The sequence below is a fragment of the Caulobacter sp. S45 genome (assembly GCF_009765965.1).
In the GTDB taxonomy this organism is placed as follows: domain Bacteria; phylum Pseudomonadota; class Alphaproteobacteria; order Caulobacterales; family Caulobacteraceae; genus CAHJWH01.
Genome location: NZ_LMUL01000014.1, coordinates 1,704,946 through 1,730,850, shown reverse-complemented (window position 1 = coordinate 1,730,850; position 25,905 = coordinate 1,704,946). Strand labels below are relative to the sequence as shown.

Here is a 25,905-nt window from a genome sequence, read left to right as displayed (position 1 = left end):
CCAGCGGGCGGGCTCCGCCCGCCTGCAATCGCGTCAGCCGCCGCGCGGCGTCGTGCTCGACCACCTCGGCGTCGAAGGCCGAGACCGCGTCGCGGCGTCCGGCGAAGGCGGGCAGGTCGGCGCGGGCGAGGATATCGTTCAGCGAACCCTGGGCGCGCACCTGTCCGGCCTCCAGCACCACCACCCGATCCGCCAGCCGGGCCAGTTCGGACAGGGTGTGGGTGACATAAAGGATCGGCAAACGGAAGCGGGTCTTGAGCTGCTCGAGATAGGGCATGATCTCCGCCCGTCGGGGCGCATCGAGCGCCGACAGGGGCTCGTCCATCAGCAGCATGCGGGGCTGGCTGAGCAGGGCCCGGCCGATGGCCACCCGCTGGCGCTCGCCGCCGGACAGGTCGCGTGGCCGGCGCGCGAGCAGGTGGGCGATCCCCAGCACCGCCACCACCTCGTCGAACTCGGCGATGACCGGCCGTTCGCGGACCCGGTACGCGCCGTAACGCAGGTTGCCGGTCACATCGAGGTGGGGGAACAGCCGCGCGTCCTGGAACACCCAGCCGACGGCGCGGCGCTGCATGGGGATGTCGATCCCGCGTTCGGAATCGAACAGCACCTCGCCGTTCAGCACGATACGCCCCTGGTCGGGTCGGATCGCGCCGGCGACGGTGGCGAGCGCCTGGCTCTTTCCGGCCCCGGACGGGCCGAACAGCGCCGTCACCCCTTCTGCTGAACCGTCGAAGGCCACGTCGAGTTGGAAGTCGCCCAACCGGCGCTTGATCTCGACCCGCAGGCCGGCGGGCTCGACTTGGCGGCTCACCGGCCGCTCCATGCCCGCGCCTTGCGCGCCAGCCACTCCGACAGGCCCAACGCCACGATGGCCAGGGTGAAGGAGATGGCCGCCAGCCGTCCGGCGGAGGCTTCGGCGCCCGGCGTTTGCAAGGTGCTGTAGATGGCCATCGGCAAGGTCTGGGTCACGCCGGGCACGTTGGCGGCGAAGGTGATCACCGCGCCGAACTCGCCCAGGCAGGCGGCGAAGCCGACGATGGCGGCGGCGATCACGCCCGGCGCGGCCAGGGGCAGGGTCACGCTGAGCATGCGGTCGGCCCAGCCTGCGCCGAGCGAGCGGGCCGCGATCTCCAGCGCCGGGTCCACCGCTTCGAGCGATAGCCGTACCGCACGCACCATCAGCGGAAAGGCCATGACCCCCGCCGCCAGCGAGGCGCCGGCCGAGGTGAAGGGCAACCTTATGTGCAGGGTCCTGTCCAACAAGGCGCCGACCGGGCCGTGGACGCCCAGCAGCACGAGCAGGCCGTAACCGACCAGCACCGGAGGCAGCACCAGGGGCGTGTGCACCAGCAGGTCGAGCGCCGTACGACCGACGAAACGGCCTCGCGCCAGCAGCCAGGCGACGGCGATGGCCAGCGGCAGGGCGACGATCACCGCGCGCAGGCTGACGATCAGGCTGACGATCAGGGCCGAGGTCTCGTCGGGGGTCATGCCGCGCTCGCGGCCGAAGGTGTGCGTGCTTCGAGACGCGGCTTGCGCCGCTCCTCAGCATGACGAATGTTGGGGGCGTCCAAACATGTCTCTTCGCGTCTGCAACCCACTCCATCCGTCATCTTGAGGAGCCCCGAAGGGGCGTCTCGAAGGACGCAGGCCATGGCCGCAAACGTCGGCCTCAAGGCAGGTGCTTGAGGTCGATCTCCACCACCGAGCGGGCCGAGCGGGCGGGCTTGAGGTCGCCGTCGACCACCAGGCGGAACGGGCCTTCCTTGGGGTCGAGCGGCTTGCCGTCGGCCTGATCGGCCAGGATCACCTTGGCGCCCTTGTGGAAGCTCGGGTCGACCTCGGCCAAAGTCAGCACCACCCGATACTGGTCGGCGGCGGTGACGAACACAACGTCGTTGACGCCCTGGCCGTGCAGCTTCACCCCCATGGGCGCGCCGATGTCGCGCAACAGTTCGCTCAGGGTCGGGCCGGCGTAGACGGTGTCCTTGCCTTCGTGGCTGAGCGTCACCGTCTGGTGCGGCAGCGCCGCCAGTTGGGCCGAGGTCAACACCTCGGTCTCGCCGTTCAGGCCGCGCAGGGTGATGGTCCCCGGCGCAGAGGTGGATAGCGCGCCCACCTTGGCTTCGGACGCGGGCGAGACCGCGTCCTTCGCAGGCGTCTGGGCCGACGCGGCCGACGCCGCCGCCAGCAGGGCCAGGGCCGGGAGGAGGGCGCGCACGATCCTCATCTATTCGGCGGCGAAGGTGCGCGAGGGCGCCACCGGCTCGCCGTCCATCGGCAGGCCGCAGCGGGCCAGCACCGCGCGCAGGTCGCGGATGGCCGGGAACACCTCGTTGTTCCAGTCCGCGCCCTGGGCGTCGTAGGCCTGCTGTTCGTACTCGACGATCTCCTGATCCTCGCGGAAGATGTTCTCGGTGAACCAGGTCACGAACGGCCACATGGCGTCGATCAGTCCCGGCACCGGCGGGCGCTTGACCGACAGATAGCCGTAGGTGCGGTTGGTGCGCTGCTCGGCGTCCAGCGGGGTGTAGCCCAGCCACACGTCCAGCACCGGCGCGTCGCTTTCCTTGATGTCGCGTCCGACCCAGACCCGCAGCGACTGGTTCGGATAGTCGGTGCGGATGCGCATGTGGTCGGAGAAGTCGGCCTTCTTCTCCCCGCGCTTGCGTACCAGGTCGACGATCACCTGCTCGCCGACCGAGGGTTTCCCGGAGGTGCGGCTGAAGGTGTACTCCACCTCGGCCCAGTCCTCGCCGTGGGTGCGGCCGATGCACTTGGCCTTGATCGAGCCCATCTGCTTTCGGTGCATGAACTGGTGATTCATGTCGAACAGGTTCTCGTGCATGAAGGTGTAGTGGCAGGCGACATGCCGGTTCAGTCGGCGGGTCTTGTAGGCCTTGTCCTGCGAGTGGCCGAGGCCGGTGGGCAGGCGTTCTTCGGCCAGGGCCGGGTCGCCGGGGAACACGAAGATCAGCCCGTCGATCTCGCGCGCCGGATAGCTCTTCACCCCGTTGGGCAGGCGCTCCTTGCCCAGATAGGGCACGTCCACGCACTTGCCGGTCTGGTCGTAGGCCCAGCCGTGGTAGTGGCACTTGACCTCGTCGCCGTCGACGACGCCCAGGTGCAGCGGCACCTGGCGGTGGGCGCAGCGGTCCTCCAGCGCGAACACCTTGCCGCCCTTGCCGCGGAACAGGGCGATGGGCTGGCCGGCGAACGCGCGCGCCAGCGCCTTGCCGGGCTTCAGCTCGTCGCACCAGGCCATCGGATACCAATGATCCGGGTGCGCGCCCACGCGCCTGAGGTCGAAGGCGTTGGGCGAATTGGCGGCGTGCATGGCGATAAGGTTGGAGCCGTCTTCAGGCATCTGGCCCTCCACAGGTGCGCCCGATGTTAAACCGTTGCGCGCCGATGTTCACAACCCCCGAGGGGCGGCCAGCCGCCGCAGAGGTCGATAAAGAGGTTCTTTGGGCCGTTCGTGCTTAGAAATCCAGATCATGATAGTGCGCCGCCGGCGGCAATCCCGGCAGGCGATCGCCCAGCAACGGCCGAAAGCAGGGCCGCGACTTGATCTTCATGTACCAGGTGCGGACGTTCTTGAACTGATCCCAGGGCGCCTCGCCGATATAGTCGATCACCGACAGGTGGCCGGCGGCGGCGATATCGCCCAGGCTGATGCGTCGGCCCGCCAGCCATTCGCGCTCGTTCAGCAGCTGGTCGAGATAGCCCAGGTGCTGACGCAGCGCCTCGCGTCCGCGCCGGATGCCCGCCAGGTCCGGCGCGCCAAGGCCCAACAGCCGCTTCTCCATCTTCTCGTAGAGCAGGTAGGCGTTGACCTCGTTGTGGAACTTGCGGTCGAACCAGTCGCCGAGCCGGCGCGCCTCGGCCCGCTCAGCCACGTCGCGCGGCATCAGCGGCACCTCGGGATAGCGGTCCTCGAGATATTCGAGCAGCGAGCGGGTCTCGCAGATGATCAGCTGATCGCGCCCTACGCCGTCCACCAGCACCGGCGGCAGGCCGGTTGGGTTCAATGCGTTCAGCGCATCCGGCCGCTCCCAATAGCGCTCGACCTGCTCGTCGAACGCCAGGCGTTTCTCCCCCAGCGCCAGACGCGCCTGGCGGGAGAACGGGTCGAGCGAGAAGTGATGGAGGGTGCGTTCGGCGGCCATGGACAGGCTGTTGGGATGCAGGACGGCCCCACACCCTGCGCGCCCACCTGTTAAGAGCGGTTTACCGTGAACACGATCCTTGCACGCGCATATCGAGGCGCGATGGATTAGTGTCCGTGATTCTTACAACGACGCTGGGGACGTCATGGCCGCTTACGACGCCGCCTTCGCCGCAGCCGGCGGCGGGACCTTCCTGGCGCTGGCGACGATCTTCTGGGCGCTCTCGCAGCGCCGGCAGGCCGCTGCGCGCGTGCGCGAGCTGACCGAGGCGCTGCGCATCTTCGAGCGCCGGGCGGAGGCCGCTACCGCCTCCACCGAAGCCTTCGACCGCGCCGTGGTGGTGCTGGAGGCCGGCGGCGCGCGCCTGGCCTCGGGCCGCGATAGCCTGGCCGCCTGCGCCACGGCGCTGGGACTCTCCCACGACGCCGAGCCGGCGGCGGTGATCGAGGCCCTGGTCCGCAGCCATCCCGAACACGCGCGCCGCCTTCAGGCCCTGTCGGACCTGGGCGAGTCCTGCGATTTCGAGGCGCGCGGGCCCGGCAAGGGCGCGGTGGTGGTCGAGGGGCGCACGGCCGGCGCCTTCGCCTGGCTCGGCCTGTCCACGGTCACCAGCGCGGGCCTGCCGTCCGCCGCCCGTTTCGCCGGCTTTCTGGACGCCCAGCCCAACCCGACCTGGATCACCGGCCCTTCGGGACGGCTGGTCTGGGCCAACCGCGCCTGGCTGGACGCCGCCGAGGCGGAGTCGGTGGACGACGCCGTCGCGCGCGGCGTGATGTTCGACCGGGGCGTCGAGCAGCTTCCCATCGAGGCGGCGTCCTCGGGCCTGCGCCAGGAGAGCCTGCGTTGGGCGCCGCTCGACGGCAGCCGACGGGCCTTTCATGTCGCCGCCGAGCCCTTGGAGGGCGGCGGGGCCGGGGCGGTCGCGCTCGACGTCACCGACGCAGAGGAAACCCGCGAAGCGCTGAAGCGCCACGTGCTGGCCCAGGACGAGACGCTGAACCGGCTGACCGACGCGGTGGCGATCTTCGGTCCCGACCGGCGGCTAGCCTTCCACAACACCGCCTTCGCGGGCCTGTGGGGATTGGAGCCCGCCTGGCTCTCCGACGGGCCGACCCACGCCGAGGTGCTGGACCGTCTGCGCCAGCGCCGCCGCCTGCCCGAGACCGCCGATTACGCCAGCTTCCGAGCCAAGGAACTCGGCTACTACGAGACCCTGGACGGCGTGCCCGACGAGATGTGGAGCATCCCCGACGGCCGCACGCTGCGCACGGTGCGCCAGCCGCACCCCTTCGGCGGGCTGCTGCTGGTGTTCACCGACATCACCGACGAGCTGAAGCTGCGCGCCCAGTACAATGGCCTGGTCCAGGTGCAGCAGGCCACGCTCGACAAGCTGAACGACGCGGTGGCGGTGTTCGGGTCCGACAGCCGGCTTCGACTGCATAACGAGGCGTTCGAGCGGCTGTGGAACATCTCTCCCCAGGCCTTGGCCGACGCGGGCGACTTCGACGGGGTGGCGGTCTTGTGCACGCCCCTGGTGCATGACCGCCAGCTCTGGCGCGAGCTGAAGGCGCGGGTCGCCGATCCCGATCCCGAGGCGCGCGCGCCGATCGGCGGCGAGATCCGCACCTCCGACCAGCGGGTGATGGCCTACCAGACCCGGCCGCTGCCGGACGGGGCGACCCTGGTGGCCTTCAGCGACGTCACCGCCACCCGCAAGCTGGAGCAGGCCCTGGTCGACCGTTCCCAAGCCCTGGCGGAAGCCGAGCGGCTGAAGCGGGATTTCGTCGGCAACGTCTCCTACGAACTGCGCACGCCGCTGACGACCATCATCGGCTACGCCGAACTGCTCGATCGCCAGGGCGAGGCCCTGCCCGAGCGGCTGCGCGGCCACGTGGGCGCGGTGCGGATGGCGGCGGCCCAGCTCGCGGCCTCGATCGACGACGTGCTCGACATGGCCCAGATCGACGCGGGCGAGATGGCGCTGAGCCTGGGCGACGTGGATATCTCGGAGCTGCTAAGGGAGACCGCCGTGCGCGCGGCTCGCGACGCCGAAGCGGCGCGGGTGACGGTGACGGTCGCCGACGGTCCGGACGCCGGGGTGATCCGCGCCGACGGCGTCAGGCTGGGCCAGGCGCTCGACCACCTGATGGTCAACGCCATCCGCTCCACGCCCGCCGGTGGCGAGGTGATCCTGGACGCCAAGCGGGCGCTCGGCGAAGTGAAGATCCGGGTCAAGGACACCGGGCGCGGGATCGCCTTCCACGTCCAGGCCCATATCTTCGACCGTTTCGTCGGCCGGGACCGGGGTGGGCCGGGTCTGGGGTTGGCGCTGGTCAAGGCTCTGGTGGAGCTGCATGGCGGCTGGGTGGCGCTTGAGAGCGAGCCCGGTGCGGGAGCCACCTTCACCCTGCACATGCCCGAGACCGCCTATGCCGGCGCCGCGCACCCGGAGTTGGCCTTCTAGGCGGCGGTATCCCGCGACAGCGTCCCGATCAGCGCCCGATCATCTCGCCGATCTTGCTCGCCAGCGCTTCCATGGCGAAGGGCTTGGTCAGGATCTGCATTCCGGGATCGAGATGGCCGTTCCCGATCACGGCGTTCTCCGCATAGCCGGTGATGAACAGCACCTTGAGGTCGGGGCGCAGCGCGCGGCCGGCGTCCGCCACCTGACGTCCGTTCATGCCGCCCGGCAGGCCGACATCGGTGATCAGCAGATCGATGCGGGCCTTGGTCTGCAGCACCCTCAGGGCTTCGGAGCCTTCGCCGGCCTCGATGGTGGTGTAGCCCGCGTCGTCGAGCAGCTCGGTGATCAGCATCCGGACCATCGGCTCGTCATCGACGACCAGGACGGTCTCGCCATCGCCGCTGGCCTCGACCTTGGAGGGGGTAAGGTGCTCCACCTCCTCCAACTCGCCGTAGTGGCGGGGCAGGTAGAGGCGGACGGAGGCACCCTGTCCGACCTCGGAATATATCCTTACCTGACCGCCCGACTGGCGCATGAAGCCGTAGATCATCGACAGGCCGAGGCCGGTGCCCTGTCCGATCGGCTTGGTGGTGAAGAAGGGATCGAACGCGCGCGCGATCACCTCGGGCGTCATGCCCGTGCCGGTGTCGGTCACGCACAGGCAGACGTACTGCCCCGATGGCAGTTCCCGAGTCCGCGCCGTACGGTCGTCCAGCCAGGTGTTGGCGGTTTCGATGGTGATCCGGCCGCCGTCAGGCATGGCGTCGCGCGCGTTGATGCAGAGGTTCAACAGGGCGCTTTCCAGCTGGTTCGGGTCGACCAGCGTGGTCCACAGCCCCGCCGCGCCCGCGACCTCGATCTGCGCGCCGGGTCCCACGGTGCGGCGGATCAGGTCCTCCAGGTTGGCGATCAGGCGATTGATGTTGGTGGGCTTGGGGTCCAGGGTCTGGCGGCGCGAGAAGGCCAGCAGGCGCTGGGTCAGCGACGCCGCGCGCCTGGCCGCTCCGTGCGCGGCGTTGACGTAGCGGTCCAGCTCGCCCGTGCGGCCTTGCGCCAGCCGCGTCTGCAGCAGCTCCAGGCTTCCCGTGATCCCGGTCAGCAGGTTGTTGAAGTCATGGGCGATGCCGCCGGTGAGCTGGCCGACCGCCTCCATCTTCTGGGCCTGGCGCAGGGCTTCTTCGGTGTCGCGCCGTTTGGTGATGTCCACCGCCTCGGGCACGATCGCCACCACGGCGCCGGCCGCGTCGTGGATCGGGCGCATGGAGAGGTCGTAGGCGCGGGTCCCGGAGGGAAGGTTGACGGTGACCTCCCGACGCACGGTTTCGCCTCCGCTGGCCGCCATCACCGCCGCCTGGACGAATTCCGGCAGGCCGGGCGTGCCGGTGAACCAGGGTGTCTCCCAGAACGGTTTGCCCTTCACCGCCTCCAGCGTCGCGCCGATGGCGGTCAGGGCGGTGGAGTTGGCGTCCAGCAGCGTGCCGTCCAGGGCGACCAGACCCTGGAGCTGGTAGCTGGTCTCGAACAGGGTCCGAAGCCGCGCCTGGGCTTCGGCCAGCATTTCGGCCGCCGCCTTTTCCGCGGTGATGTTGCGGCCGCTGGCGTAGATCAGCTCGCCCTCCGGCGCTGCGACCCACGAAATCCACCTGTAGCCGCCGTCCTTGTGCAGGCAGCGGGTCTCGTAGGCGATCAGGTCCCTGGAGGCGGCCTCGGCCAGCGCCTCCTCGCTGGCGGGCCGATGGTCGGGATGGTTGAAATAGAGGTGGCTGCGTCCCACCACCTCCTCGGGCGCCCAGCCCAGGATCGTGCTCCAGGCGGTGCTGGCGGCGAGGAACACACCCTTCGTGTTCACCACCACTTGCAGGTCGCGGGAATTGTTCCAGGCGCGATCAAGCTGGCGGGTCCGTTGTTCCAACTGGCTGTTCACGTCCAGATGACCCGCGATCAGTCCGGCGAACAGCCTGAACATGCCCACGATCTCGGGGCCGTCCAGCCTGGCCGGGCGGGGATCGATGGCGCAGAGCGTACCGAAGAAGACGCCGCTCTTCAGGATGATCGGCATCGAGATATAGCTTTGGAAGCCATAGATCGCCGGCGTGTGGTGGGTGCTGTAGGTCGCATCCTCGGCGACGTGGTTGATGATGACGGCTTGGTGGCTGTCGCGGATCTCGTTGCAGATCGTGGTCTCGATCTTGAGTTCGCTGCCGGGTTTCAGCCCGAACGCGATCTCGTCGCGGACGCTGCAGGCGATCCAGCGATCGGAGGTGACGCGGGCGACCGCTGCGAAGCCCATTCCCGTCGAGCGGCAGATGACCTCCAGGATCATCGGCACCGCGGGCAGACTGGCGATCGCCGCGATATCGGCTTCGAACTCGTCGACCACGCGCACCTTTTTCCTTCCGACGACCCGTCCTGACCCAGGCCCGGTGCGGATGCTATTGGCCCGGCTCGGCCGGCGCCCTCTGGATGGCGACCTGAGCGTGACGGAGAGCCGCCTTCCGCAGGCGGCACTCTAGCGCGAAACGGTCCTGGTTTTCGAGATCAATACCGGGCTTTTGAGAGGCGGGTGGTCGCTGGGCGCGGGCGCCATGATCGCAACCCGCCGATCCTCTCGCCCTCACAGGATCGGAAGGGCGATCGTAAACCAGAACCGGGATTGCTTGCCCACGTTGCGCGCCGAAATGTCCTGCACCGCATAGACGTTCACATAGACCTTGGGGAAGGTGTAGCCGATCAGCATCCCGGCCGCCCCCTCGGTCGGAACGCCCTGGTTCAGCGCGGCCGGCCCGACGTCGCTGGAGAACTGGTGGTAGTAGTAGCCGACCGGGCCCACCTGCAGACGGCCGATGGCCCTGAGCGCGGTCAGGTCGACATTGTAGGTCGAGCCGCTGCGGTACTTCACGTCCACGCCGTTGAGCAGGGTGGAGGGGTTGTTGGCGTTGACGTCGATGACGCCGTTGGCCGACAGCACCCACTTGTTCTTCTCGACATAGCTGAGCGCCAAGCCCTGTTCGAAGGTGTAGCGGTTGTGGCTGATGCTGAGCGGGCGGATCGGATCATAGGTGCCGACCGGCACGTAGACCCCCTCGCGGATGGCGAAGAACAAGTGGTCGGGCAGTTTCCACGACAGGATGATCGGGCGGATCGCCAGGTCCGACGCGCCGACGGTGTTGTAGCTCGGCAGATGGGCGGCGGCGGGGAATTTGATCTTGGCGTCGAATATCCCATAGGAGTCGAACTGGAAGGCGTAGTCGGCGCCGAGCACCTTCCAGCCAGGAACGATCTGGACGATCGGGATGGTGGCGTAGCTGTTGATATGGGCGCCGGTGTCGTGGCCATTTCCGTCCACCACCTGGATCGAGGTGTAGAAGGTCTTCTCGGTCAGATAGATGCCGGGATCGGGCGGGATCGTGCCCGCGGCCGTGCCGATGGTCAGGCCCGGAGGGAAGGCGGGGAGGCTGCTTTTCTGGGCGGCGCTGGCTGGCGATCCCCAGATCGTCAGCATCGATGCAAGGACTCCAGCCGCCGACAGACTCAGCCTGGCGCGAACCTTTGTGGTCATGTCTTCTCCCCATGTTTCCCGGTCCAGGGCTTCTTGCGAGTCCTTGGATCTTCACGTTCGTTGAGCTGGTCGTCTTATGCGACCTGTCGGGTTCGCGTTCGGCGCTATGCGACCGCGAAAGCCCTTAATCCCAACAGATGAGATGGGCCGGGCCTAGTCAACCGATATACATGCATACCGTCCGACCATATTACTGACGTGTCAAAATGGGCGCGATCTGGGCGGCTGGCGAACGACTTCCGCGCCCAGGGCGAGCCCCCTATTCGGCGCTGACCGCTGGCGCGGGCCTGTGGATGTTCAGCAGGGTGTGGAGCACCACCAGGGTGAGGCCGCCGGAAATCACTGGCTGCTGCAGCACCAGCCGCGCCAGCAGCGGCATGGCCTGCAGCGCTTCGGGGGTGACGAACAGGCCGCCCAGCCCGACTAGGAAGCCCAGGCCCGCCGAGATCAGGTTGCGGTCGTCCCACTCCACATTGGCCAGGATGGCGACCCCGTGCATGAAGACGATGCCGAACAACAGGGTGGCGGCGGCCGAGATCACTGGCGACGGCACGATCACCAGCAGCATGTCGAACTTGATGCAGGCGCCGAGCAGGATCAGCAGCACCCCCGCCGCCAGGGTGGCGTAGCGCGAACCGACGCGGGTGGCGCGCAGCATGCCGATGTTGTCGGGATAGACGATGGTGCTGAAGCCGCCGAACACCGCCGCCACCACCGCGCCGATGGCCGCGCCGAACACGCCTTCCGACATCCGTCCGGTTCCGAGCCGCTCGCCGCCCCAGTCCGCCACGGTCTTGTATAGCGCCATCGACCCGATGCCGCCGGGCAGCAGCACCAGCAGGAACAGCACCACCAGCTCCGGCCGTACGATGAAGCCGAACGGGAACAGCCGGGGTTCGACCAGCAGGGGCGCGGCGGCCACTGCGGCGAAGGAGATCGGCTTGAACAGGGTGTAGCAGGCCGCCCCCAGGCCGAGCCCGATCAGGATCGTGCCCCGCCGCAGCCGCTTGCCGCCCCACAGCATGGTCGCCACGATCGCAGCCACCGCCACCGCGCCGGACAGCAGGTTGATGAAGGGGAAGCCGGGGCTGGCCGTCTGGCCGATCCAGTTGGGCAGCGAGACGCTGGAGATCTGGATCATGATCAGCATGACCATCATGCCGGAGATGATCGGCGCCTGGAGGAAGCGGGCGAGCAGGCCCACCACGCTGTGGCCCCGGATCGGGACCGACAGCACGCACCAGATCAGCGCCGCGACGAAGAACGACCCGTAGGCCGCGCCGAGCCCGGCGCCATGGATATGGCCGATAGCCATCAGGGCGCCGAAACACCCCGCATAGGGACCCTGGACCACCGGCAACCTCAGCAGCCAGACCGACTGCAGGATGGTGCAGACCCCGCAGGCGATGAAGGTCATGCCGTAGACGTAGGCGATCTGTGGCGCCGCGAGGTCGAAGGCGTGGCCGAGCAGGGCGGGGAAGACGAACATGCCGGTCATCCCGAACACGTTCTGCAGGCCGAGCAGCAGCATCTGCGCCGGCGGCAGCCGCTCGTTGATCCCCACGTCGAACACCTGGCTTGCGGAAAGCGCTTTTGAATTCAAGGCGAAATCCTGTGTGGTGAAGCAGCGATCAGCGGTGCGCCAGCGGTGAGCGTCTAACGGTCCGACAGTGCTATCCGTGTTTCAAGGTCGAACCAATGCCGACTTGGCCGGGCGGCGTTCACAAAGGCCGGCGTCAAAAAAGGATGGTCAGGGAAGGCCGGGCATGTCTTCTGCCGGCATGCCGCGCGAAACCGTCTACATCCTCCAGACCTACGTCGCCGGACGCGGCAAGGGGATCAAGGCGGAGCAGCAGGTCGGCTGCAAGACGGCCGAGGAAGCGCAGCGCAAAGCCGAGAGGCTGGCGCCGTTTCGCCTCGGCGTCGTCGCCTTCGCCGCCACCGCCGACGTCGAGATGGGCGACTACGACGAGAACCCGGTCATCCTGTTCAAGGCGGGCCGGCTGCCGCCGCCGTGGAACGAGGACTAGACCCCCGGCGGCTCTCTCCGACGCTGTTTGGCCAGACGCGCTGGAGAGATACGATGGGATGTTAGGGGCGCGGGGGATCGGACATGTTCTACGGCTGGCAGACCTTCTATCAGCTCACCGGGTCGGCCGCCGGGGCCCTCATCGGCCTGCTGTTCATTGTCGCCACCCTGACCTCGGGCCAAGGGCTGTCCAGCCTTTCGCAAGGCGCCAGGCTCTTCACCACCCCCACGGTGTTCCACTTCGCCATGGTGCTGATGATCAGCGCCCTGGCCTTGACGCCGGTGGCCGAAAGACGGCCGAGTGATCTGATCACCGTCGGCTGCGCGGTTGTGGGTCTCGTCTACGCCGTGGGCGTCGCCATCCGCCTCGGACGGTTTCCGGACCTGACGCATTGGTCCGACGTCTGGTTCTATGGGGTAGGGCCGTGCGTGGGCTACGCCGGACTGGCGCTGGCGGCCATATTAGCTTCAGCGGGCATGGCGCATGCGCCGTACGCCCTGGCCCTTTTGCTCCTGGCCCTGTTGATGCTGGCGATCCGTAACGCCTGGGACTTGGTCACCTGGCTGGCGGCCCGACGTCTGACCCCGGGGGAGACATCCGCAAACGGCGCGGCGCGGGATAGCAGCGGGGCCGACTGACCGATCGCACAGGTGGTGTGGACCTGCCGCCGGGCTGCGTCTCCCGATCGTCGCGGCGGGCGACCTCCGAAGAGCCTGCCTCGTCGCCGCGCCGATGCGGAAGAAGCGCAGGCGTCGGGTCAGTCGGTGGGCCGGACCACGCCCTTGGTCGACGGCTTGGCGGCGATGACCTTGGCCTTCTTTTCCTTGGGCTTGCGGATTTCCCGGCCGCTGTTCGCCTGACCCTTGGCCATCGGTAGACTCCTCGGGCGAGGCCGAAATCGGCCAGGCGAGGCCGCAACACGCGACCCTGCACCTCTCACACCCGGACCCATCCTAGCCCATCGCGAGGCTCAGCGGCGGATAAGTCTCGGCGTCAGCGGCGCGTCAAAGTCGGCGGCCTCGATCGCCTGCCGCATCAGGGCGTGGTCGGGCGACAGGACGCAGGCCGGGTCGATCCGGCTGGCGTCGCCGGCCAGGGCGAAGGCCTGGCAACGGCAACCGCCCCAGTCGATCTCCACCCGCTCGCAACTGCGGCAGGCCTCGGGCGCGCCCTCGACCCCACGAAATCGTTGAAAGGCCTCGGCGCCGGTCCAGATATCGGCCAGGGAGACCTCGCGTACGGAGGGAAACGCGAAACCCGGCAGGGTCTCCGCCGCGTGGCAGGGCAGGGCCTTGCCGGAGGGCGAGACGTTGATGAACCGCCGCCCCCAACCGCCCATGCAGGCCTTGGGGCGGGCGGCGAAATAGTCGGGCACGACGTAGTCCACGGCGATCCGCGCCCCGAACCGGGCCCTGGCCGCCTCCACCGCCGCGGTCGCCGATTCGAGCTGGGCGAAGGTGGGCAGCAGGGCCCCACGGTTGAGCAGGCCCCAGCCATAGTACTGGGTATGGGCGATCTCGATCCGGGTGGCGCCCAGCGCCTCGCCCAGGTCCAGCATCTGGGCGGTGCGGTCGGCGTTGCCGCGATGGATCACGAAGTTCAGCGTCAGCGGCAGGCCGGCGGCGCGGATGCGCTCGGCGGCGGCGAGCTTCTTCGCATGCCCGCCTTTCAGGCCGCCGGAGCGGTCGCCCGCCTCCGGTTCGATGTCCTGTAAGCTGAGCTGGATGTGGTCGATCCCCGCCGCCATCAGCGCGTCCATCGCCCGGTCGTCCAGCAGCACGCCCGAGGTGATCAGGTTGGTGTAGAGCTCCAGCTCGGCCGCCCGGCGCACCAGCTGCGTCAGGTCCTTGCGCGCCATCGGTTCGCCGCCGGTGAAATGGACGTGCAGCACGCCCAGGGCCGCCGCCTGGTCCAGCACATCGAGCCACGTCGCCGTGTCCAGCTCCGCGCTCGCCCGCTCCAGCTCCAGCGGGTTGGAGCAGTAGGCGCAGGACAGGGGACAGCGGTGGGTCAGTTCGGCGATCAGCCCCATCGGTGGGGCGAGCGCTGTGGGCATCGGTGCTGGGAAGGGCGCGTTCACAGCGAGATCGCGCCGCGCTGGACTAGGTCGGCCAGCATGGCCCGCACGTCGGTCTCGATGGTCTCGCGCGGGGCCTGGAAGGCCTGGGCCAGATCGTCGACGATCAGGGCGGTGGTGCGCGTCCCATCGATGCGCTTGAGCACCTCGACCGCGATCTCGTCGGGCAGGAACAGCTTTTCCGGGGCCAGCACCATCCAGGCCTGACGGACGGGATCGAAGCGGAACTTCACGCCGGGCCGGAAGCGCGGCGTCTCGCCCGGCGCGGTCACACCTCAAGTTCCGACGGGTCGAAGGCGCCCGGCGAGATCATGCCGGGTTCGACATAGGCCAGATACAGGCCGTCGAGCTGGGACCACAGCACGTCGCACTTGAACACCAGGGCGTCGAGCACTTGGCGCTGCTGCTCGGGCGTGGTGGCGTTGGCCTTGACGTAGGCCAGGGCGAAATCGCTGTCCTGGGGCGCCTGGGTCAGGCGCGGGGTGAAATAGTCGAGCGTCTCGCGGGTGATCCAGTCGTAGTTGGCCAGCATCCCCGACACCCGCTCGGCGATGATGCCGGGCGAGAACAGTTCGGTCAGCGACGAGGCGATGGCTTCCAGCAGGGTGCGTTCGGTGACGAAGCGCACATAGGCGTCGACCGCGAACCGGGTGGCGGGGAGCAGGCCGTACGTGCTCTCCACATAGGCGCGGTCCAGCCCCACCCCTTCCGCCAGCTTCAGCCAGCGTTCCACGCCGCCGGCCCGCTGGCCGTCGCCGTCATGGTCCTCCAGTCGGCGGCGCCACTCGCGGCGCAGCTCTGCGGTGGGCAGGCGCGCGAGCAAGGCGGCGTCCTTGGCCGGAATCCGGCTCTGGTAATAGTAGCGGTTCAACGCCCAGGCCTGGACCTGCGCGCGGTTCAGCTTGCCGGCGTGCAGCAGCTTATGGAACGGGTGCAGGTTGTGGTAACGGCGCGCGCCGATGGCCCGCAGCGCGTCTTCCAGACCCTGGGGTGAGAGCAGGACCTCGCTCAAAGTTCGATCTCCAGGCCGTCATAGGCCACTCGCCACCCCGCCCGCTCCACTTCGCGCCTTTCGGGCGTGCCGTCCAGCAACACAGGGTTGGAGTTGTTGAGGTGGATGAACACCTTGCGCCGCACGTCCAGGTCCGCAAAGGCGGCGAGCGCGCCGTCCGGCCCGCCGATGCTCATATGGCCCATGCGCCGTCCGGTCTTGGGGCCGAGGCCCTGGACGATCATCTCGTCGTCGCGCCACAGGGTGCCGTCGAAGAACACCAGGTCCGCCCCGCGCAGCCGGTCGGCCAGTTCGGGGGTCATGGCGGCGCAACCGGGGATGAAGAAGGCGGTGGACCCGTTGCTGGAGATCGCCGCCGCCGTAGTGGTCTCGTCCGCTGCAATGGCGGGGGCGTCGTCCTGTTCGAGATAGAGCGGGACCTTTCCGGGGACGGCGAACAGCTCGACCGTCAGCCCGTCCTCCAGGGTGAAGGGCTGGCCGAGCCCCACGGTCTCGCGCCGCACCACATCGCGCGCCAGCACCTCGAAGATCGGGTTGGCGTCCAGCACGGCGTGAATCTTCGAGGTGGCGTGCAGGCCGAAGGGCTGGCGCTCGCGCAGGGTCAGCAGGCCCGCGACCACGTCCACGTCCCCGCCGGTCAGCACCACGTTGGCGATGGGAGACGAGCGCAGCCCATGTCGGGGATGGAGGAAGGCGGAACGCCCGATCTGTTCGCGCAGGTCGGGCGAGGCGTTCAGTAAAGTCCAGCGGTCGCCATCGACGCTGACGGCGAGGCTGGCCTGGGTGCGGGCCGGGGCGGCGGGATCGCCCGCGCGCGCCCGTCGGCAACCGTCAGCATTGGAGTTCCACTGTGGAAACCCACCGCCGGCGGCGGCCCCCAGCACCGCAAGACGCATGGAGCGTGATCAGGCCTTCAATTCGGCGCAGGCGTAGCAGTTGATTTCCGCGCCGAGCGCGATTTCGACGATCTTGGGGGTCTTCCAGGCCATGAGTACTGCTCCTGTTGCGGCATGGGCGCCGCTGGGTGAACGCCTGACCTGTTACTCCGTTCGGCGTTCCCGCGCGACAGATCAAAGATCACGATCAGGCGCCCGCTCCGCATGCACGACCCTTGGGCGCCTGACACCGTCCGATGGCGCGATCCTAGGTTCGGCGATGTTCCGAGGCGAGCATTTCGCGAATCTTGAAGGCCACGGCGTCCAGGGTGAAGGGCTTGGTCACCATCTCCATGCCGGGCTTCAGGAAGTCGCCGCCTCCGGTCACGTGCTCGGCGTAGCCGGTGACGAACAGGATCTTCAGGTCGGGCCGGTGCTGGCGCGCATAGTCGGCCAACTGCACCCCGTTCAGGCCCGGCAATCCGACATCGGAGATCATCAGGTCCAGCCGGGTGTTGGACATCAGGATCGGCAGGGCGGTCTGGCCGTCGCTGGCCTCGATGCAGGCGTAGCCGAGGTCGCGCAGCACTTCGCCGATCAGCAGGCGCACCGAGGAGTCGTCCTCCACCAGCAGCACGGTCTCCCCGTCGCCCTCGGGCACGGAGGGCTGGCGACGGGCGTCCTTGATCTCCAGCGCGCCGTGATAGCGCGGCAGGTAGAGGGTGACCTGGGTCCCCTCGCCGAGCTGGCTCTCGATCCCCACGGCGCCGCGGCTCTGTTTGACGAAGCCGTAGATCATCGACAGGCCGAGACCGGTGCCCTGGCCGAGCGGCTTGGTGGTGTAGAAGGGCTCGAACAGCCTGGGCAGGGCTTCCGGCTCGATCCCCGTGCCGGTGTCGCGCACGCCGATCAGCGTGTAGTCGCCCGGTTCGATCTCGTCCTGTCCGATCCGGAGCGGTTCGGCGATCTCGACCTTGGCCGTGGTCACGGTCAGGCGTCCACCATTGGGCATGGCGTCGCGCGCATTGATCGCCAGGTTGAGGATGGCGTTCTCGAGCTGGTTGGGGTCCGACAGGGTGGGCCACAGGTCGGGCGTCAGCTCGGTGACCAGCTCGACCTGTTCGCTCAGGGTGCGCCGCAGCAGGTCCTCGACCCCGCGGATGAGTTGATTGGCGTCGGTCGGCTTGGGGTCGAGCGGCTGGCGGCGTGCGAAGGCCAGCAGGCGGTGGGTCAGGGCGGCGGCGCGGTTGGCCGAGGCGCTGGCGGCGTCCATGAACCGCTGGGTGTCCTCGTACTTGCCCGCCGCCAGCCGGCGCTTGAGGATGTCCATCGCCCCGATGATGCCGGTCAGCAGGTTGTTGAAGTCGTGGGCGATGCCGCCGGTCAGCTGGCCGATGGCCTCCATCTTCTGCGACTGGCGAAGGGCGTCCTCGGTGCGCGCCAGCTGCGCCTGGTCCTCGATCCGCTGGGTCACGTCGTAGACGAACTGGAAGGCGGCGAACTGGCGGCCGGACACGTCGCGCAGGCCGTCGAGCTTGAACTCGTAGTAGCGCTGGCCACGCTCCGGATCGGCGACCGCCTGGATGGCGGTGAACACCTCGCCCGCCAGCGCACGGCGCCACAGCGCCTCGGCGTTGGCCTTGGCCTCGGGATGGTGGGCGAACAGGTCGGGCAGATAGGCGCCCACGGCGGGACGCACGCCGAACAGGCGCTGGAACTCGTCGGCGCTGGCCTTGTTCACCGCCAGCAGGCGATAGTCCTGATCCAGCACCTGGATATAGGCGTCGGTGTTCTCGACGATGTCGGCGAGCACCTTGCGCTCGGCCAGGGCCACCGCCACCCGTTCCTCGAGGGTCTCGTTGAGCCGGCGCAACGCGGCTTCCGCCGCATGGCGCTCGTTGATGTCGCGCAAGATGACGCTGACGAAGGTGCGCGCGTCGCTGGTCCACTGGGAGGCGGAGACTTCCAGATGGCTGGGCGTGCCGTCCTTGCGCCGGGCGATCAGTTCCAAGGACCGCGATGGCGTCTGGTCGCTCAGCGCGGCCTTCCACGCATTGGCCCAGGCCGCCTGATCCTCGAACAAGTCGGCGGCCGGTTTTCCGATCAGCTCTTCCGGCGCATAGCCGAATTCGCGCGCGGCGGCCGGATTGGCCAGCTGGATCAGGCCGCCGGCGTCGATGGTGACGATCGCGTCCGGGGCGTTGTCGACAACCGCCGCATAGCGGGCGTTCTGGCGAACGCGCAGCACACGTTCGCGCTCGGCCGCCACGGTGACGTCGGAGACCTGAATCAGGCAACGCCCATAGGGCTTTTCCCCGATCGGGCGCACCGAAACGTCGTGGATCAGCTCGCGTCCGGCGCGGGTGACGAGCGGTAGCATCCGGGGGTGGAGCGAGTGGGTCAGCAGGCTGGACGCGCCCGAGCTGAGCGCGCTGGCGACCGCCGACCCCAGGCGGCGGAGATTGGCGTCGGGGAAGATGACCTCGAGGCGGGCGCCGATGGCCCGGTCGGACGGGATGCGGGTGGCCGAGGCCATCCAGGCGTTCCACGCCAGGACACGCGCCTCGCCATCCAGGATCATCAGCCCGGTGTCGAGCGCGTCGAACACGCCCTCGAAATGCGCCTTGTCAGCCCCGGGCATCGGCTTGCGACACCGCGACGCCTGTCGTCCGTTCGATGAACTCGTCGAGCAGGGTCTTGAGCGCCGTGAGGGACGGCATGTCCATCAGCATGACGATGTAGCCCTGGATGTCCCGCTGGCGGATGGCGAAGTCGATATAGAGGAACATCACCACGTCGCCGGCGGCGGGCGGCGGGGCCAGTTCGAAGAATTCGGGTCCGTCGCCCCTGAGGATTTCCGGCAGCGACATCTTCAGGCTGCGTTCCAGCATGTTGGCTATGGTCGCCAGACAGCCGTTCAGGATGATGTTGCCGGTTTCGGCCAGGGCTTCCTGCTCGAGCTCGATGATGTCTTCCAGCGGCAACTCGCCGCCGGTGACCGCGCGCACCAGCTCCAGGCTGCGGGTCTCGGGGAAGATCAACAGGACGCGGCCGGTGATGTCGCCCTCGAACACCTGGTGCACGGCGACCAGCTTGGCGGCCTCGCGCTCGGTGAGCATCTCCACGGCGCGGGGGCGGCTGACCAGGGTGACGTTGGGCACCGACAGGTGGACCTGTTCGCCGACCATCTCGCGCAGGCTGGCGGCGGCGGCGCTGACGCCGATGTTCACCAGCTCGGTGAGGGCGTCGAGCTCCAGCTCGTTGAGGACGGTCAGCGCCGATGGCGCGGCGGCGGTCACGGGCGGGCGGTCTGCAGTCGCTGCACCGCCTCGTCGAGGAAGGCGGCGAGGGCCGGCTGGGTCAAGGGTTTGGCCAGGAAGCTCGCGCCGACCTCTTGGGCCCGCGTGACGATCTCGGTCTGGATGTTGGCGGTGATGACGGCGACCGGCATCGACGGGTTAAGCGCCCGCAGCTCCGCCGCCAGTTCCAGCCCATTGCGGCCAGGCATGTTGAAGTCCAGCAGGGTCACATCGATGTCACTGTCCGTGGCCAGGGCGAGGGCGTCGTCGGCGTTGGCGGCCTCGACCCGCGTCCATTCGGGCCGGAGCGCGGTCAGGGCCTTGGCGACGGCCATCCGGGCCAGCTTGCTGTCGTCGACGATCAGAACCTTGTAGGTCATTGTACCTTGGCCATTTCCACGCGGACATTGGCGACGTCCAAGCTGTCTCTATGCCCCAGGCCGCAGGTCGCGCCTAGGTTTGACTACCACGGAGCGCCGGTCCGACGAACCTGTCGAGGAAGCGGCCTCGCGGCGGTCCCTGCAACCGCGCGCCGGACGCCATCAGGAGCTGGACGATGGCGGTATGCGCGCCGTCGCATTCTCGCCAGTCGACTACCGCTCCCGGACCGGACGACAGCAGCCGAAGCAGGGGTTCGGCGTCCTCGATCGGACATACGCCTTCGAGCACGATGGTCCCGTCCTCAAGCTGGCTGACGCTCATTCGAGCAACTCCTGCAGGTCCAGCACGATCAGCACCCGACCGTCGCCGAGCAAGGTCGTTCCCGCCACCCCGCGCATGCCGGCCAGCAGCCCTTCCATCGGCTTGAGCATCACGTCCATCCGCCCGCCCAGCCGGTCGACCTCCAGGCCGACCCTCTGGCCGGCGACCTGCGCCACCACGACGATGGCGTCGTCCGTGTGCCGAGCGCTTTCCCTGGTCCCCAGGGTGTTGGCCAGATCGAGCAGGGGGATGGTCCGCCCTCGCAGGACGAAGGCCTGTGCGGCGCCGACGGGCAGGATACTGTCGCGCGGGATGCGCACGGTCTCGATCACCGCCTCCAGGGGCACGCCGAAGGCCTGTCCAGCCGCCTCCACCGTCATCACCCGGCTCATCATGACGCTGAACGGCAGGGTGAAGCGCACGGCCGCGCCCAGCCCCGGACGATTGACGATCGTGGCCCGGCCGCCCATGCGCTCGACCGCTGCGCGCACCGCATCCATGCCCACCCCACGCCCGGATACGTCGGTGACTTGAGCGGCCGTTGAAAAGCCCGGGGCGAAGATCAGGTCGATGACTCCGGCCTCGCTCAGCGCCGCCAGGGTTTGCGCCGTAGCGACGCCGCGCGCCTCGGCGACCTGACGGACGCGGGCGACATCGACGCCGCCGCCGTCGTCCTCCACCTCGATCACCACATGCTCGCCGCGCCGCTCCGCGCGAAGCCGGATCTGGCCCGTGGGAGGCTTGCCGGACGCGGCGCGGGTCCCGGCGTCTTCCAGCCCGTGGTCGACGGCGTTTCGCACCACATGCAACAGCGGCTCGAACAGGCCCTCGACAATCGCCTTGTCGGCCTGGGTCTCGTCGCCCTCGACGATCAGCTCGACCGGCTTACCCAGGCTCAGGCCCAGCTCGCGGACCAGGCGCGGGAAGCGCTGGAACACATGGCGCAGCGGCAGGACGCGGATGCTCAGCACCGCGTGGTGGAACTCACCGACCAGACGGTCGAGCAGGCCATGCTGGTCCTTCAGGCGCGCGGCCAGGACCTTGGCGTCGGCTCCGTCCTCGGTCTGGCCGGCGAGATGGCCTATGGCGTTCTTGATCACGGTCAGCTCGCCGGTCAGCCGGACCAGGGCGTCGATCCGCTCGACGTCGATCCGCAGCGACCGCGCGGTTTCCAGCGGCGTTGGGACAGGCAGCGCCGGGCTCGCCTCCGAGGGGGCGACGGGCTGGTCGATCAGGGCCCTGATCGCCGCTGTGAGCGGCGCCGCGTTCCCGGCGTCGAGCGACCGGGCCAGGGCCAGCTCCACGGGGACGATCTCGGCCGCGCGGTCGAGGTTTCGAAGCAGGTTGGCGCAGACGCGCGCCGCCGAAGCCATGCGCCCGCTCAGTCCATCCGCGTCCGCGACGCCCAGCATGAGGATCTGCGCTTCCAGCAGCGCTTGGTGGACGGGGGGGCCGCCGGGGAGCCCGGGCGAGAGATCGACCAGTTCGATCTGGTCGAGCACCGGCTGGAGGGCCTGTTCGACCTCGCTGCGGGGGGCGGTCGAGAGCGCCGTCACCGTCAGCTGGCAGGTGAACGGATCGAACAGGTCCAGGTCCGGCCACGCTTCGCTGGGCGTCAGTCGAAGGCCGAGCAATCCCGGTACGCCCTCGACCAGCGCCAGGGGATCGCGCTGCCGGAAGAAACTGTCGGCGGCGGGGCGATAGACGAGGGCGACGGTCGCCCTATCCCCGGCGTCGGGAAAGGCCGTCAGCAATGCGTCGAGCCAAGCCTGTGTCGCCGGCTGCACCGTTTCGGCTTCGACCGGCGCGGCCGGCATGCCCGCGAACCTCGCCACGATGGCGTCGGCGGCGGTGTCGGCGTCCATCGGCGGTTCGCCGGTGGCCTCGATGGCGTCCAGCCATTGCAGCACCTGGTCGAGCGCGGACAGGCCGTCGCCGATCAGGGCCGGCGTCACGGGTTCCGCCGCGTTGCGCACGGCCGACAGCACGTCTTCGGCGGCGTGCAGGGCGCGGGCCATGGCCGCGAAATCGATGATCCCCGCCGCGCCCTTCAGGGTGTGGAAGGCGCGAAACGCGCTGTCGAGCCGTTCCCGGTCGTCCGGCCGCGTCTCCAGCGCCAGCAGGTCGTCGGTCCCCTGTTCGACAAGCTCGCGCGCCTCGATCAGGAACTGTTCGATGAACTCGTTCACGCCGACGCCCCGCTGAGCGCCCGCGCATAGTCGGCTAGGGTTTCCTGGGCGAGCGGCTTGACCAGATAGACGTTGGCGCCGGCCGCGCGGGCCGCCGCGATGTCCTGGGCGCCGGCTTCGGTGCTGGTCATCAGCACCGGGATCGAGGCGAGCTCCATCGGCTGGCGGCGCAGGGTCTGCACGAAGGTCAGCCCGTCCATGCGCGGCATGTTCACGTCGACCACCAGCAGGTCCACCGGGGCCAGCAGCAGCTTCTCCAGCGCCTCCAGCCCGTTGATCGCCTCGTCCACCTGGAAGCCGGCCGCCTCCAGCGCATCGCGATAGTACAGCCGCACCAGGCTGGCGTCGTCGACCACCAGGACGCGAGGCTTGTCGGCATCAACCACGCGCGCCCTCCTGCGGCCGTTGGTAGACGATGGCGTCAGCATAGCGTCGGACCTCGAACAGAGGCGATATGCGGCTCATCGATTCGGTGTGTCCCAGACAGATGAACCCGCCCGGCGCCAGGTTCTCGTAGAGGTTCTCCGCCGCCGTGCGCCGCGAGGCGTCGTCGAAATAGATCAGTACGTTGCGGCAGAAGATGACGTCGAACCGCCCGAACGGCCGGGTCTGGTCCGGTTCGACAAGATTGACCGGCGAGAAGGCGACCGAGTCCCTCAGATCCTGCAGCACGCGCCAGCGCTCTTCGCCGGCCGGCTCTAAGTATTTCGCGATCAGGTCCGGGGGCAGCCGCATGAGGGCGCGCCGGCCGAACACGCCAGCCCTCGCCGCTTCCAGCGCCTGGGTGTCGATGTCGGAGCCGACGATCTCGATGTCGTGGGCGTCGACCTCGGGCCAATTCTGCAGCAGCCAGATGGCGATCGAGTAGGGTTCCTCGCCGGTCGAGCAGGGGACCGACCAGATCCGGATCGGCTGGCCCGGCGGCCTGGCCCGGGTCCGCTCGCCGAGCAGGTCTGAGGTCAGGCACTGGAGCTGATGCTCCTCGCGATAGAAATAGGTCTCGTTGACGGTGAAGGCGTTGATGAATGGCTCGACCTCGCCGTGCGCCTCGCTGCGCAGGCGGGCGAAATAGCTGGCGAAGGAGGTGGCGCCCGTGGCCGCCATGCGGTCGTCGACGCGACGCTGGACGTAGTAGCGCTTGGCCTCGTTGAAGATCATTCCGGTGCGCCGGTAGAGGAATTCGCACAGCCGCCGGAACTCTTCCTCGGTGATCTCCGCGCGCTCAGCCACGCGGGCCGCTGATCCGCTGGGCCGCCACCTTGATGGCGAAGGCCAGGAAAGGCGTATGGGCGAAACGCTCGGCGCAGCGGGCCAGGACGGGGAGCGCTTCAGGTCCGCCGATCTCGGCCAGCACGTCGATGGCGGCGGCGCAGACATTGGCCTCGGCCTCGCGATCGAGCAGGTCGCACAACAATGGCGTCGCCTGGGCCGAAGAAAGCGCGCGGGCGATCTCGCAGCTCAACAGGCGCACGTCGGGGTGTTCGTCGGCCAGCAGCGCCGGCAGGTAGGGACGGGCCGCCGCCGGCATGGCGCGGAGCGCGTCCAGGGCGCCGGTGCGCAGGTTCGCGTCGTCCGACCGGAGGTGGGGCAGGATCGCCTCGATGCTTTCGGCTGTGCTGGAGCTGATCAGGCTGGTGAAGATCGCCTCGCGGACACGCGCGTCGGTCTCTTGCGAGAGCGCTTTTCCCAAGGCTTCGACCTCCCCAGGAAGGCCCGTGAGCGCACGCGCGGCGCGCCAGCGTTCATCGACGGTTCCACCGCTCAGCAAGGCTCGGGCGTCTTGGTCCTGCGCTGGAGGTCCGCCGCCGTTGTTTCGGATCAGGGGCATGTCAGGGCGCCAACATCCGAAGCCGTTCGGCGATCCTAGGCAGGGGCTCGATCCAGTCGGCGCCGTCGGCCTTCACCAGTTCGCCGGGCATGCCCCAGACCACCGCGGTCTCCTCGGCCTCGGCGATGGTCTTGCCGCCACGCTGGTGCAGCAGCGCCATGGCCGCGGCGCCGTCGTCGCCCATGCCGGTCATCAGCACCCCGATCAGCTGGCTCGCCGGCAGGTGTTCCATCGCGCTCCTGACCAGGCGGTCGGCGCTGGGCCGCCAAGGATATCCGGCGACGACCGGCGCGGCCATCGCCACCAGGCCCGCGGCTCGGCGCGACACGATCAGGTCGCCGTCGCCCCGGCCGATATAGACCACCCCCGGTTCGAGCCGGACGGGACGCGTCACCTCGACCACGCTCAGGGCGCAGATCCCGTCCAGCCGGCGGGCCAGGGCGCCGGTGAAGCTGGCGGGCATGTGCTGGGCCACCAGGATCGGCCAGGGAAAGCTCGCCGCCAACGGCGTCAGCAGCGCTTCCAAGGCTGGCGGGCCGCCGGTGGAGGTCCCGACCAGCACCAGCCCATCGCCCTCGGCGGCTTGCCACGCTTTATCATCCGTTGACGGATCAGTCTGCTTTCGGCGGGGCGCAGACGCGCGCCCGATCCGGTGACGTATCCGCTCCCTCAGCCGTAGGCTGGACCTGAGCCTGGCTCCAGCCGCGCTCCGCACCGTGGCCACCAGCTGCGGCCCCCAGTCCTCGATGTGCAGCGAGACCGCGCCGCTTGGCTTGGACACGAAGTCCACCGCCCCCAGCCGCAGGGCCTCCAGCGTCGCCTCGGCCCCCTCGGCGGTCAGCGACGACACCATCACGACCGGGCACGGACGCTCGATCATGATGCGGTCCAGGCAGGCCAGACCGTCCATCTGCGGCATGTGCACGTCCAGCGTGACCACGTCGGGCTCGAAGGTCTTCAACCGCTGCAGGGCTTCGAGGCCGTCGCGGGCGAACTGGACCAGGAACTCGGGCTCGTTCGCGAACACCTGGCCGAGCAGTTTGCGCAGCAGGGCGGAGTCGTCGACGACCAGCAACTTGATCACGATCCGGCCGGCTTGGGGCTCGCCTGGAACTTGTCCAGCAGGCCGCGCTCGGTGCGGCTCAGCAGTTCGGTGGGATCGAGCACCAGGATCATCCGCCCGGCGCGCTCCAGGTTGATCACGCCGCTGACCAGCCGGGTCGTCTCGCCGGTCAGGTCGGGCGCGGGCTCGATGGCGTCGGCCTGGGCGCTCAGCACGTCCGACACGCTGTCGACGATCAAGCAGGCGCGATGGCGCTCGGTGCGCACCACCACCAGCCGTCGCCGCGCGCCGTCTTCGAGCGGGGGCATGTCGAAGCGGCGGCGCTGGTCGACCACCGGGACGACCTCGCCTCGCAGGTTGATCACGCCTTCCAGGAACTTGGGCGTCTTGGGCACGCGGGTGATCTGGACCGGAACCTGGGCCACCTCGTCAACGACCTCGATCGGCAGGCCGAATTCGTCTTCGCCGAGACGGAAGACCAGGAATCTGAGCGTCTCTCGGTCCTGGTCCGCTGCCGTCAGGTCGGCGGCTTCGCCTGCGTGGCCCAACCGCGCCATGACATCCTCCCGGAACAGTTGCTCGGGCGCGAGAATGGAGACCAGCCGACGCCCCCCCTCGCCCCGGTAGACGGCCTT

Annotated in this window: 26 protein-coding genes; 3 read left to right on the top strand and 23 right to left on the bottom strand. The window is 68.9% G+C overall.

Annotation, left to right across the window (positions count from 1 at the left end; genetic code table 11):
- From modC to GSQ87_RS15080, 5 genes are all read right to left on the bottom strand, one after another.
- Positions 1 to 814, bottom strand: an 814-nt coding sequence (gene modC, locus GSQ87_RS15100) for a molybdenum ABC transporter ATP-binding protein (protein ID WP_216839343.1), incomplete at its 3' end; no start/stop codon positions are given.
- Positions 811 to 1,494 (bottom strand): molybdate ABC transporter permease subunit, encoded by a 684-nt coding sequence (modB, locus tag GSQ87_RS15095; RefSeq protein WP_158916181.1) that lies wholly within the window; start codon positions 1,492 to 1,494, stop codon positions 811 to 813. The genes modC and modB, both read right to left, overlap by 4 nt.
- A gap of 181 nt (positions 1,495 to 1,675) precedes the next feature.
- Positions 1,676 to 2,224: a molybdopterin-dependent oxidoreductase gene (locus GSQ87_RS15090; protein WP_158916180.1), complete on the bottom strand. Its 549-nt coding sequence runs from the start codon at positions 2,222 to 2,224 to the stop codon at positions 1,676 to 1,678.
- Between the two features lie 9 nt (positions 2,225 to 2,233).
- Positions 2,234 to 3,370: an aromatic ring-hydroxylating dioxygenase subunit alpha gene (locus GSQ87_RS15085; protein WP_158916179.1), complete on the bottom strand. Its 1,137-nt coding sequence runs from the start codon at positions 3,368 to 3,370 to the stop codon at positions 2,234 to 2,236.
- Positions 3,371 to 3,485: 115 nt separating this feature from the next.
- A complete protein-coding gene (locus GSQ87_RS15080; RefSeq protein WP_158916178.1) occupies positions 3,486 to 4,172 on the bottom strand; it encodes a glutathione S-transferase family protein in 687 nt (228 codons plus the stop codon).
- 145 nt (positions 4,173 to 4,317) lie between these two features.
- Between GSQ87_RS15080 and GSQ87_RS15075 the strand changes: the two genes are divergently transcribed.
- Entirely contained in the window at positions 4,318 to 6,636 is a 2,319-nt protein-coding gene (locus GSQ87_RS15075) for a PAS domain-containing sensor histidine kinase (RefSeq protein ID WP_158916177.1), read from the top strand.
- 28 nt (positions 6,637 to 6,664) lie between these two features.
- Here GSQ87_RS15075 and GSQ87_RS15070 read toward each other — a convergent pair whose 3' ends face one another.
- The 3 genes from GSQ87_RS15070 to GSQ87_RS15060 form a co-directional block, all read right to left on the bottom strand.
- Positions 6,665 to 9,016: a PAS domain S-box protein gene (locus GSQ87_RS15070; RefSeq protein WP_216839342.1), complete on the bottom strand. Its 2,352-nt coding sequence runs from the start codon at positions 9,014 to 9,016 to the stop codon at positions 6,665 to 6,667.
- A 234-nt stretch (positions 9,017 to 9,250) separates the two neighbouring features.
- Positions 9,251 to 10,195 (bottom strand): transporter, encoded by a 945-nt coding sequence (locus GSQ87_RS15065; RefSeq protein WP_158916176.1) that lies wholly within the window; start codon positions 10,193 to 10,195, stop codon positions 9,251 to 9,253.
- A gap of 259 nt (positions 10,196 to 10,454) precedes the next feature.
- Positions 10,455 to 11,798 (bottom strand): solute carrier family 23 protein, encoded by a 1,344-nt coding sequence (locus GSQ87_RS15060; RefSeq protein WP_216839341.1) that lies wholly within the window; start codon positions 11,796 to 11,798, stop codon positions 10,455 to 10,457.
- A gap of 178 nt (positions 11,799 to 11,976) precedes the next feature.
- Here GSQ87_RS15060 and GSQ87_RS15055 point away from each other — a divergent pair, with 178 nt between their 5' ends.
- Both GSQ87_RS15055 and GSQ87_RS15050 read left to right on the top strand, forming a co-directional pair.
- Positions 11,977 to 12,225 carry a hypothetical protein gene (locus GSQ87_RS15055; protein ID WP_158917741.1) on the top strand — a complete coding sequence of 83 codons (249 nt, stop codon included), beginning with the start codon at positions 11,977 to 11,979 and terminating at the stop codon, positions 12,223 to 12,225.
- A gap of 83 nt (positions 12,226 to 12,308) precedes the next feature.
- Positions 12,309 to 12,863: a hypothetical protein gene (locus tag GSQ87_RS15050; protein ID WP_158916175.1), complete on the top strand. Its 555-nt coding sequence runs from the start codon at positions 12,309 to 12,311 to the stop codon at positions 12,861 to 12,863.
- Positions 12,864 to 13,195: 332 nt separating this feature from the next.
- On the opposite strand, the gene pqqE is transcribed toward GSQ87_RS15050, so the two are convergent.
- The 15 genes from pqqE to GSQ87_RS14975 all read right to left on the bottom strand — a co-directional run.
- Complete coding sequence (gene pqqE / locus GSQ87_RS15045; protein WP_216839339.1) at positions 13,196 to 14,305, bottom strand: pyrroloquinoline quinone biosynthesis protein PqqE; 1,110 nt, start codon at positions 14,303 to 14,305, stop codon at positions 13,196 to 13,198.
- Complete coding sequence (gene pqqD, locus GSQ87_RS15040) at positions 14,302 to 14,574, bottom strand: pyrroloquinoline quinone biosynthesis peptide chaperone PqqD (RefSeq protein ID WP_158916174.1); 273 nt, start codon at positions 14,572 to 14,574, stop codon at positions 14,302 to 14,304. Before pqqD ends, pqqE begins: the two co-directional genes overlap by 4 nt.
- On the bottom strand, positions 14,571 to 15,314 hold the full coding sequence (pqqC, locus tag GSQ87_RS15035; protein WP_158916173.1) for a pyrroloquinoline-quinone synthase PqqC: 744 nt from the start codon (positions 15,312 to 15,314) through the stop codon (positions 14,571 to 14,573). Before pqqC ends, pqqD begins: the two co-directional genes overlap by 4 nt.
- A complete protein-coding gene (gene pqqB, locus GSQ87_RS15030) occupies positions 15,311 to 16,210 on the bottom strand; it encodes a pyrroloquinoline quinone biosynthesis protein PqqB (RefSeq protein ID WP_158916172.1) in 900 nt (299 codons plus the stop codon). The genes pqqC and pqqB overlap by 4 nt, the downstream gene beginning before the upstream one ends.
- A gap of 9 nt (positions 16,211 to 16,219) precedes the next feature.
- On the bottom strand, positions 16,220 to 16,303 hold the full coding sequence (gene pqqA / locus GSQ87_RS23180; protein WP_158917737.1) for a pyrroloquinoline quinone precursor peptide PqqA: 84 nt from the start codon (positions 16,301 to 16,303) through the stop codon (positions 16,220 to 16,222).
- A 154-nt stretch (positions 16,304 to 16,457) separates the two neighbouring features.
- Positions 16,458 to 18,830 carry a PAS domain-containing protein gene (locus tag GSQ87_RS15020; RefSeq protein WP_158916171.1) on the bottom strand — a complete coding sequence of 791 codons (2,373 nt, stop codon included), beginning with the start codon at positions 18,828 to 18,830 and terminating at the stop codon, positions 16,458 to 16,460.
- A complete protein-coding gene (locus GSQ87_RS15015; RefSeq protein ID WP_254063002.1) occupies positions 18,817 to 19,488 on the bottom strand; it encodes a chemotaxis protein CheX in 672 nt (223 codons plus the stop codon). Before GSQ87_RS15015 ends, GSQ87_RS15020 begins: the two co-directional genes overlap by 14 nt.
- On the bottom strand, positions 19,485 to 19,868 hold the full coding sequence (locus tag GSQ87_RS15010; protein ID WP_158916170.1) for a response regulator transcription factor: 384 nt from the start codon (positions 19,866 to 19,868) through the stop codon (positions 19,485 to 19,487). Before GSQ87_RS15010 ends, GSQ87_RS15015 begins: the two co-directional genes overlap by 4 nt.
- A gap of 73 nt (positions 19,869 to 19,941) precedes the next feature.
- Positions 19,942 to 20,190 carry a hypothetical protein gene (locus GSQ87_RS15005; RefSeq protein WP_158916169.1) on the bottom strand — a complete coding sequence of 83 codons (249 nt, stop codon included), beginning with the start codon at positions 20,188 to 20,190 and terminating at the stop codon, positions 19,942 to 19,944.
- Complete coding sequence (locus tag GSQ87_RS15000; RefSeq protein WP_158916168.1) at positions 20,187 to 22,379, bottom strand: chemotaxis protein CheA; 2,193 nt, start codon at positions 22,377 to 22,379, stop codon at positions 20,187 to 20,189. Before GSQ87_RS15000 ends, GSQ87_RS15005 begins: the two co-directional genes overlap by 4 nt.
- Positions 22,376 to 22,765: a response regulator gene (locus GSQ87_RS14995; RefSeq protein ID WP_158916167.1), complete on the bottom strand. Its 390-nt coding sequence runs from the start codon at positions 22,763 to 22,765 to the stop codon at positions 22,376 to 22,378. The genes GSQ87_RS15000 and GSQ87_RS14995 overlap by 4 nt, the downstream gene beginning before the upstream one ends.
- Entirely contained in the window at positions 22,758 to 23,609 is an 852-nt protein-coding gene (locus GSQ87_RS14990; protein WP_254063000.1) for a protein-glutamate O-methyltransferase CheR, read from the bottom strand. Before GSQ87_RS14990 ends, GSQ87_RS14995 begins: the two co-directional genes overlap by 8 nt.
- On the bottom strand, positions 23,602 to 24,207 hold the full coding sequence (locus GSQ87_RS22545) for a HEAT repeat domain-containing protein (protein ID WP_158916166.1): 606 nt from the start codon (positions 24,205 to 24,207) through the stop codon (positions 23,602 to 23,604). Before GSQ87_RS22545 ends, GSQ87_RS14990 begins: the two co-directional genes overlap by 8 nt.
- Position 24,208: 1 nt before the next feature.
- Positions 24,209 to 25,291 (bottom strand): chemotaxis-specific protein-glutamate methyltransferase CheB, encoded by a 1,083-nt coding sequence (cheB, locus tag GSQ87_RS14980; protein ID WP_158916165.1) that lies wholly within the window; start codon positions 25,289 to 25,291, stop codon positions 24,209 to 24,211.
- On the bottom strand, positions 25,288 to 25,905 hold a 618-nt coding region (locus GSQ87_RS14975), incomplete at its 5' end, for a chemotaxis protein CheW (RefSeq protein ID WP_174241446.1). The genes GSQ87_RS14975 and cheB, both read right to left, overlap by 4 nt.

Coding starts and splice junctions, on each gene's coding strand:
- GSQ87_RS15065 (WP_158916176.1), bottom strand. CDS start 10,195: ATGACCACAAAGGTTCGCGCCAGGCTGAGTCTGTCGGCGGCTGGAGTC.
- GSQ87_RS15080 (WP_158916178.1), bottom strand. CDS start 4,172: ATGGCCGCCGAACGCACCCTCCATCACTTCTCGCTCGACCCGTTCTCC.
- GSQ87_RS15055 (WP_158917741.1), top strand. CDS start 11,977: ATGCCGCGCGAAACCGTCTACATCCTCCAGACCTACGTCGCCGGACGC.
- GSQ87_RS15085 (WP_158916179.1), bottom strand. CDS start 3,370: ATGCCTGAAGACGGCTCCAACCTTATCGCCATGCACGCCGCCAATTCG.
- GSQ87_RS15075 (WP_158916177.1), top strand. CDS start 4,318: ATGGCCGCTTACGACGCCGCCTTCGCCGCAGCCGGCGGCGGGACCTTC.
- GSQ87_RS15050 (WP_158916175.1), top strand. CDS start 12,309: ATGTTCTACGGCTGGCAGACCTTCTATCAGCTCACCGGGTCGGCCGCC.
- pqqB (WP_158916172.1), bottom strand. CDS start 16,210: ATGCGTCTTGCGGTGCTGGGGGCCGCCGCCGGCGGTGGGTTTCCACAG.
- GSQ87_RS15020 (WP_158916171.1), bottom strand. CDS start 18,830: ATGCCCGGGGCTGACAAGGCGCATTTCGAGGGCGTGTTCGACGCGCTC.
- pqqA (WP_158917737.1), bottom strand. CDS start 16,303: ATGGCCTGGAAGACCCCCAAGATCGTCGAAATCGCGCTCGGCGCGGAA.
- GSQ87_RS22545 (WP_158916166.1), bottom strand. CDS start 24,207: ATGCCCCTGATCCGAAACAACGGCGGCGGACCTCCAGCGCAGGACCAA.
- GSQ87_RS15005 (WP_158916169.1), bottom strand. CDS start 20,190: ATGAGCGTCAGCCAGCTTGAGGACGGGACCATCGTGCTCGAAGGCGTA.
- modB (WP_158916181.1), bottom strand. CDS start 1,494: ATGACCCCCGACGAGACCTCGGCCCTGATCGTCAGCCTGATCGTCAGC.
- GSQ87_RS15010 (WP_158916170.1), bottom strand. CDS start 19,868: ATGACCTACAAGGTTCTGATCGTCGACGACAGCAAGCTGGCCCGGATG.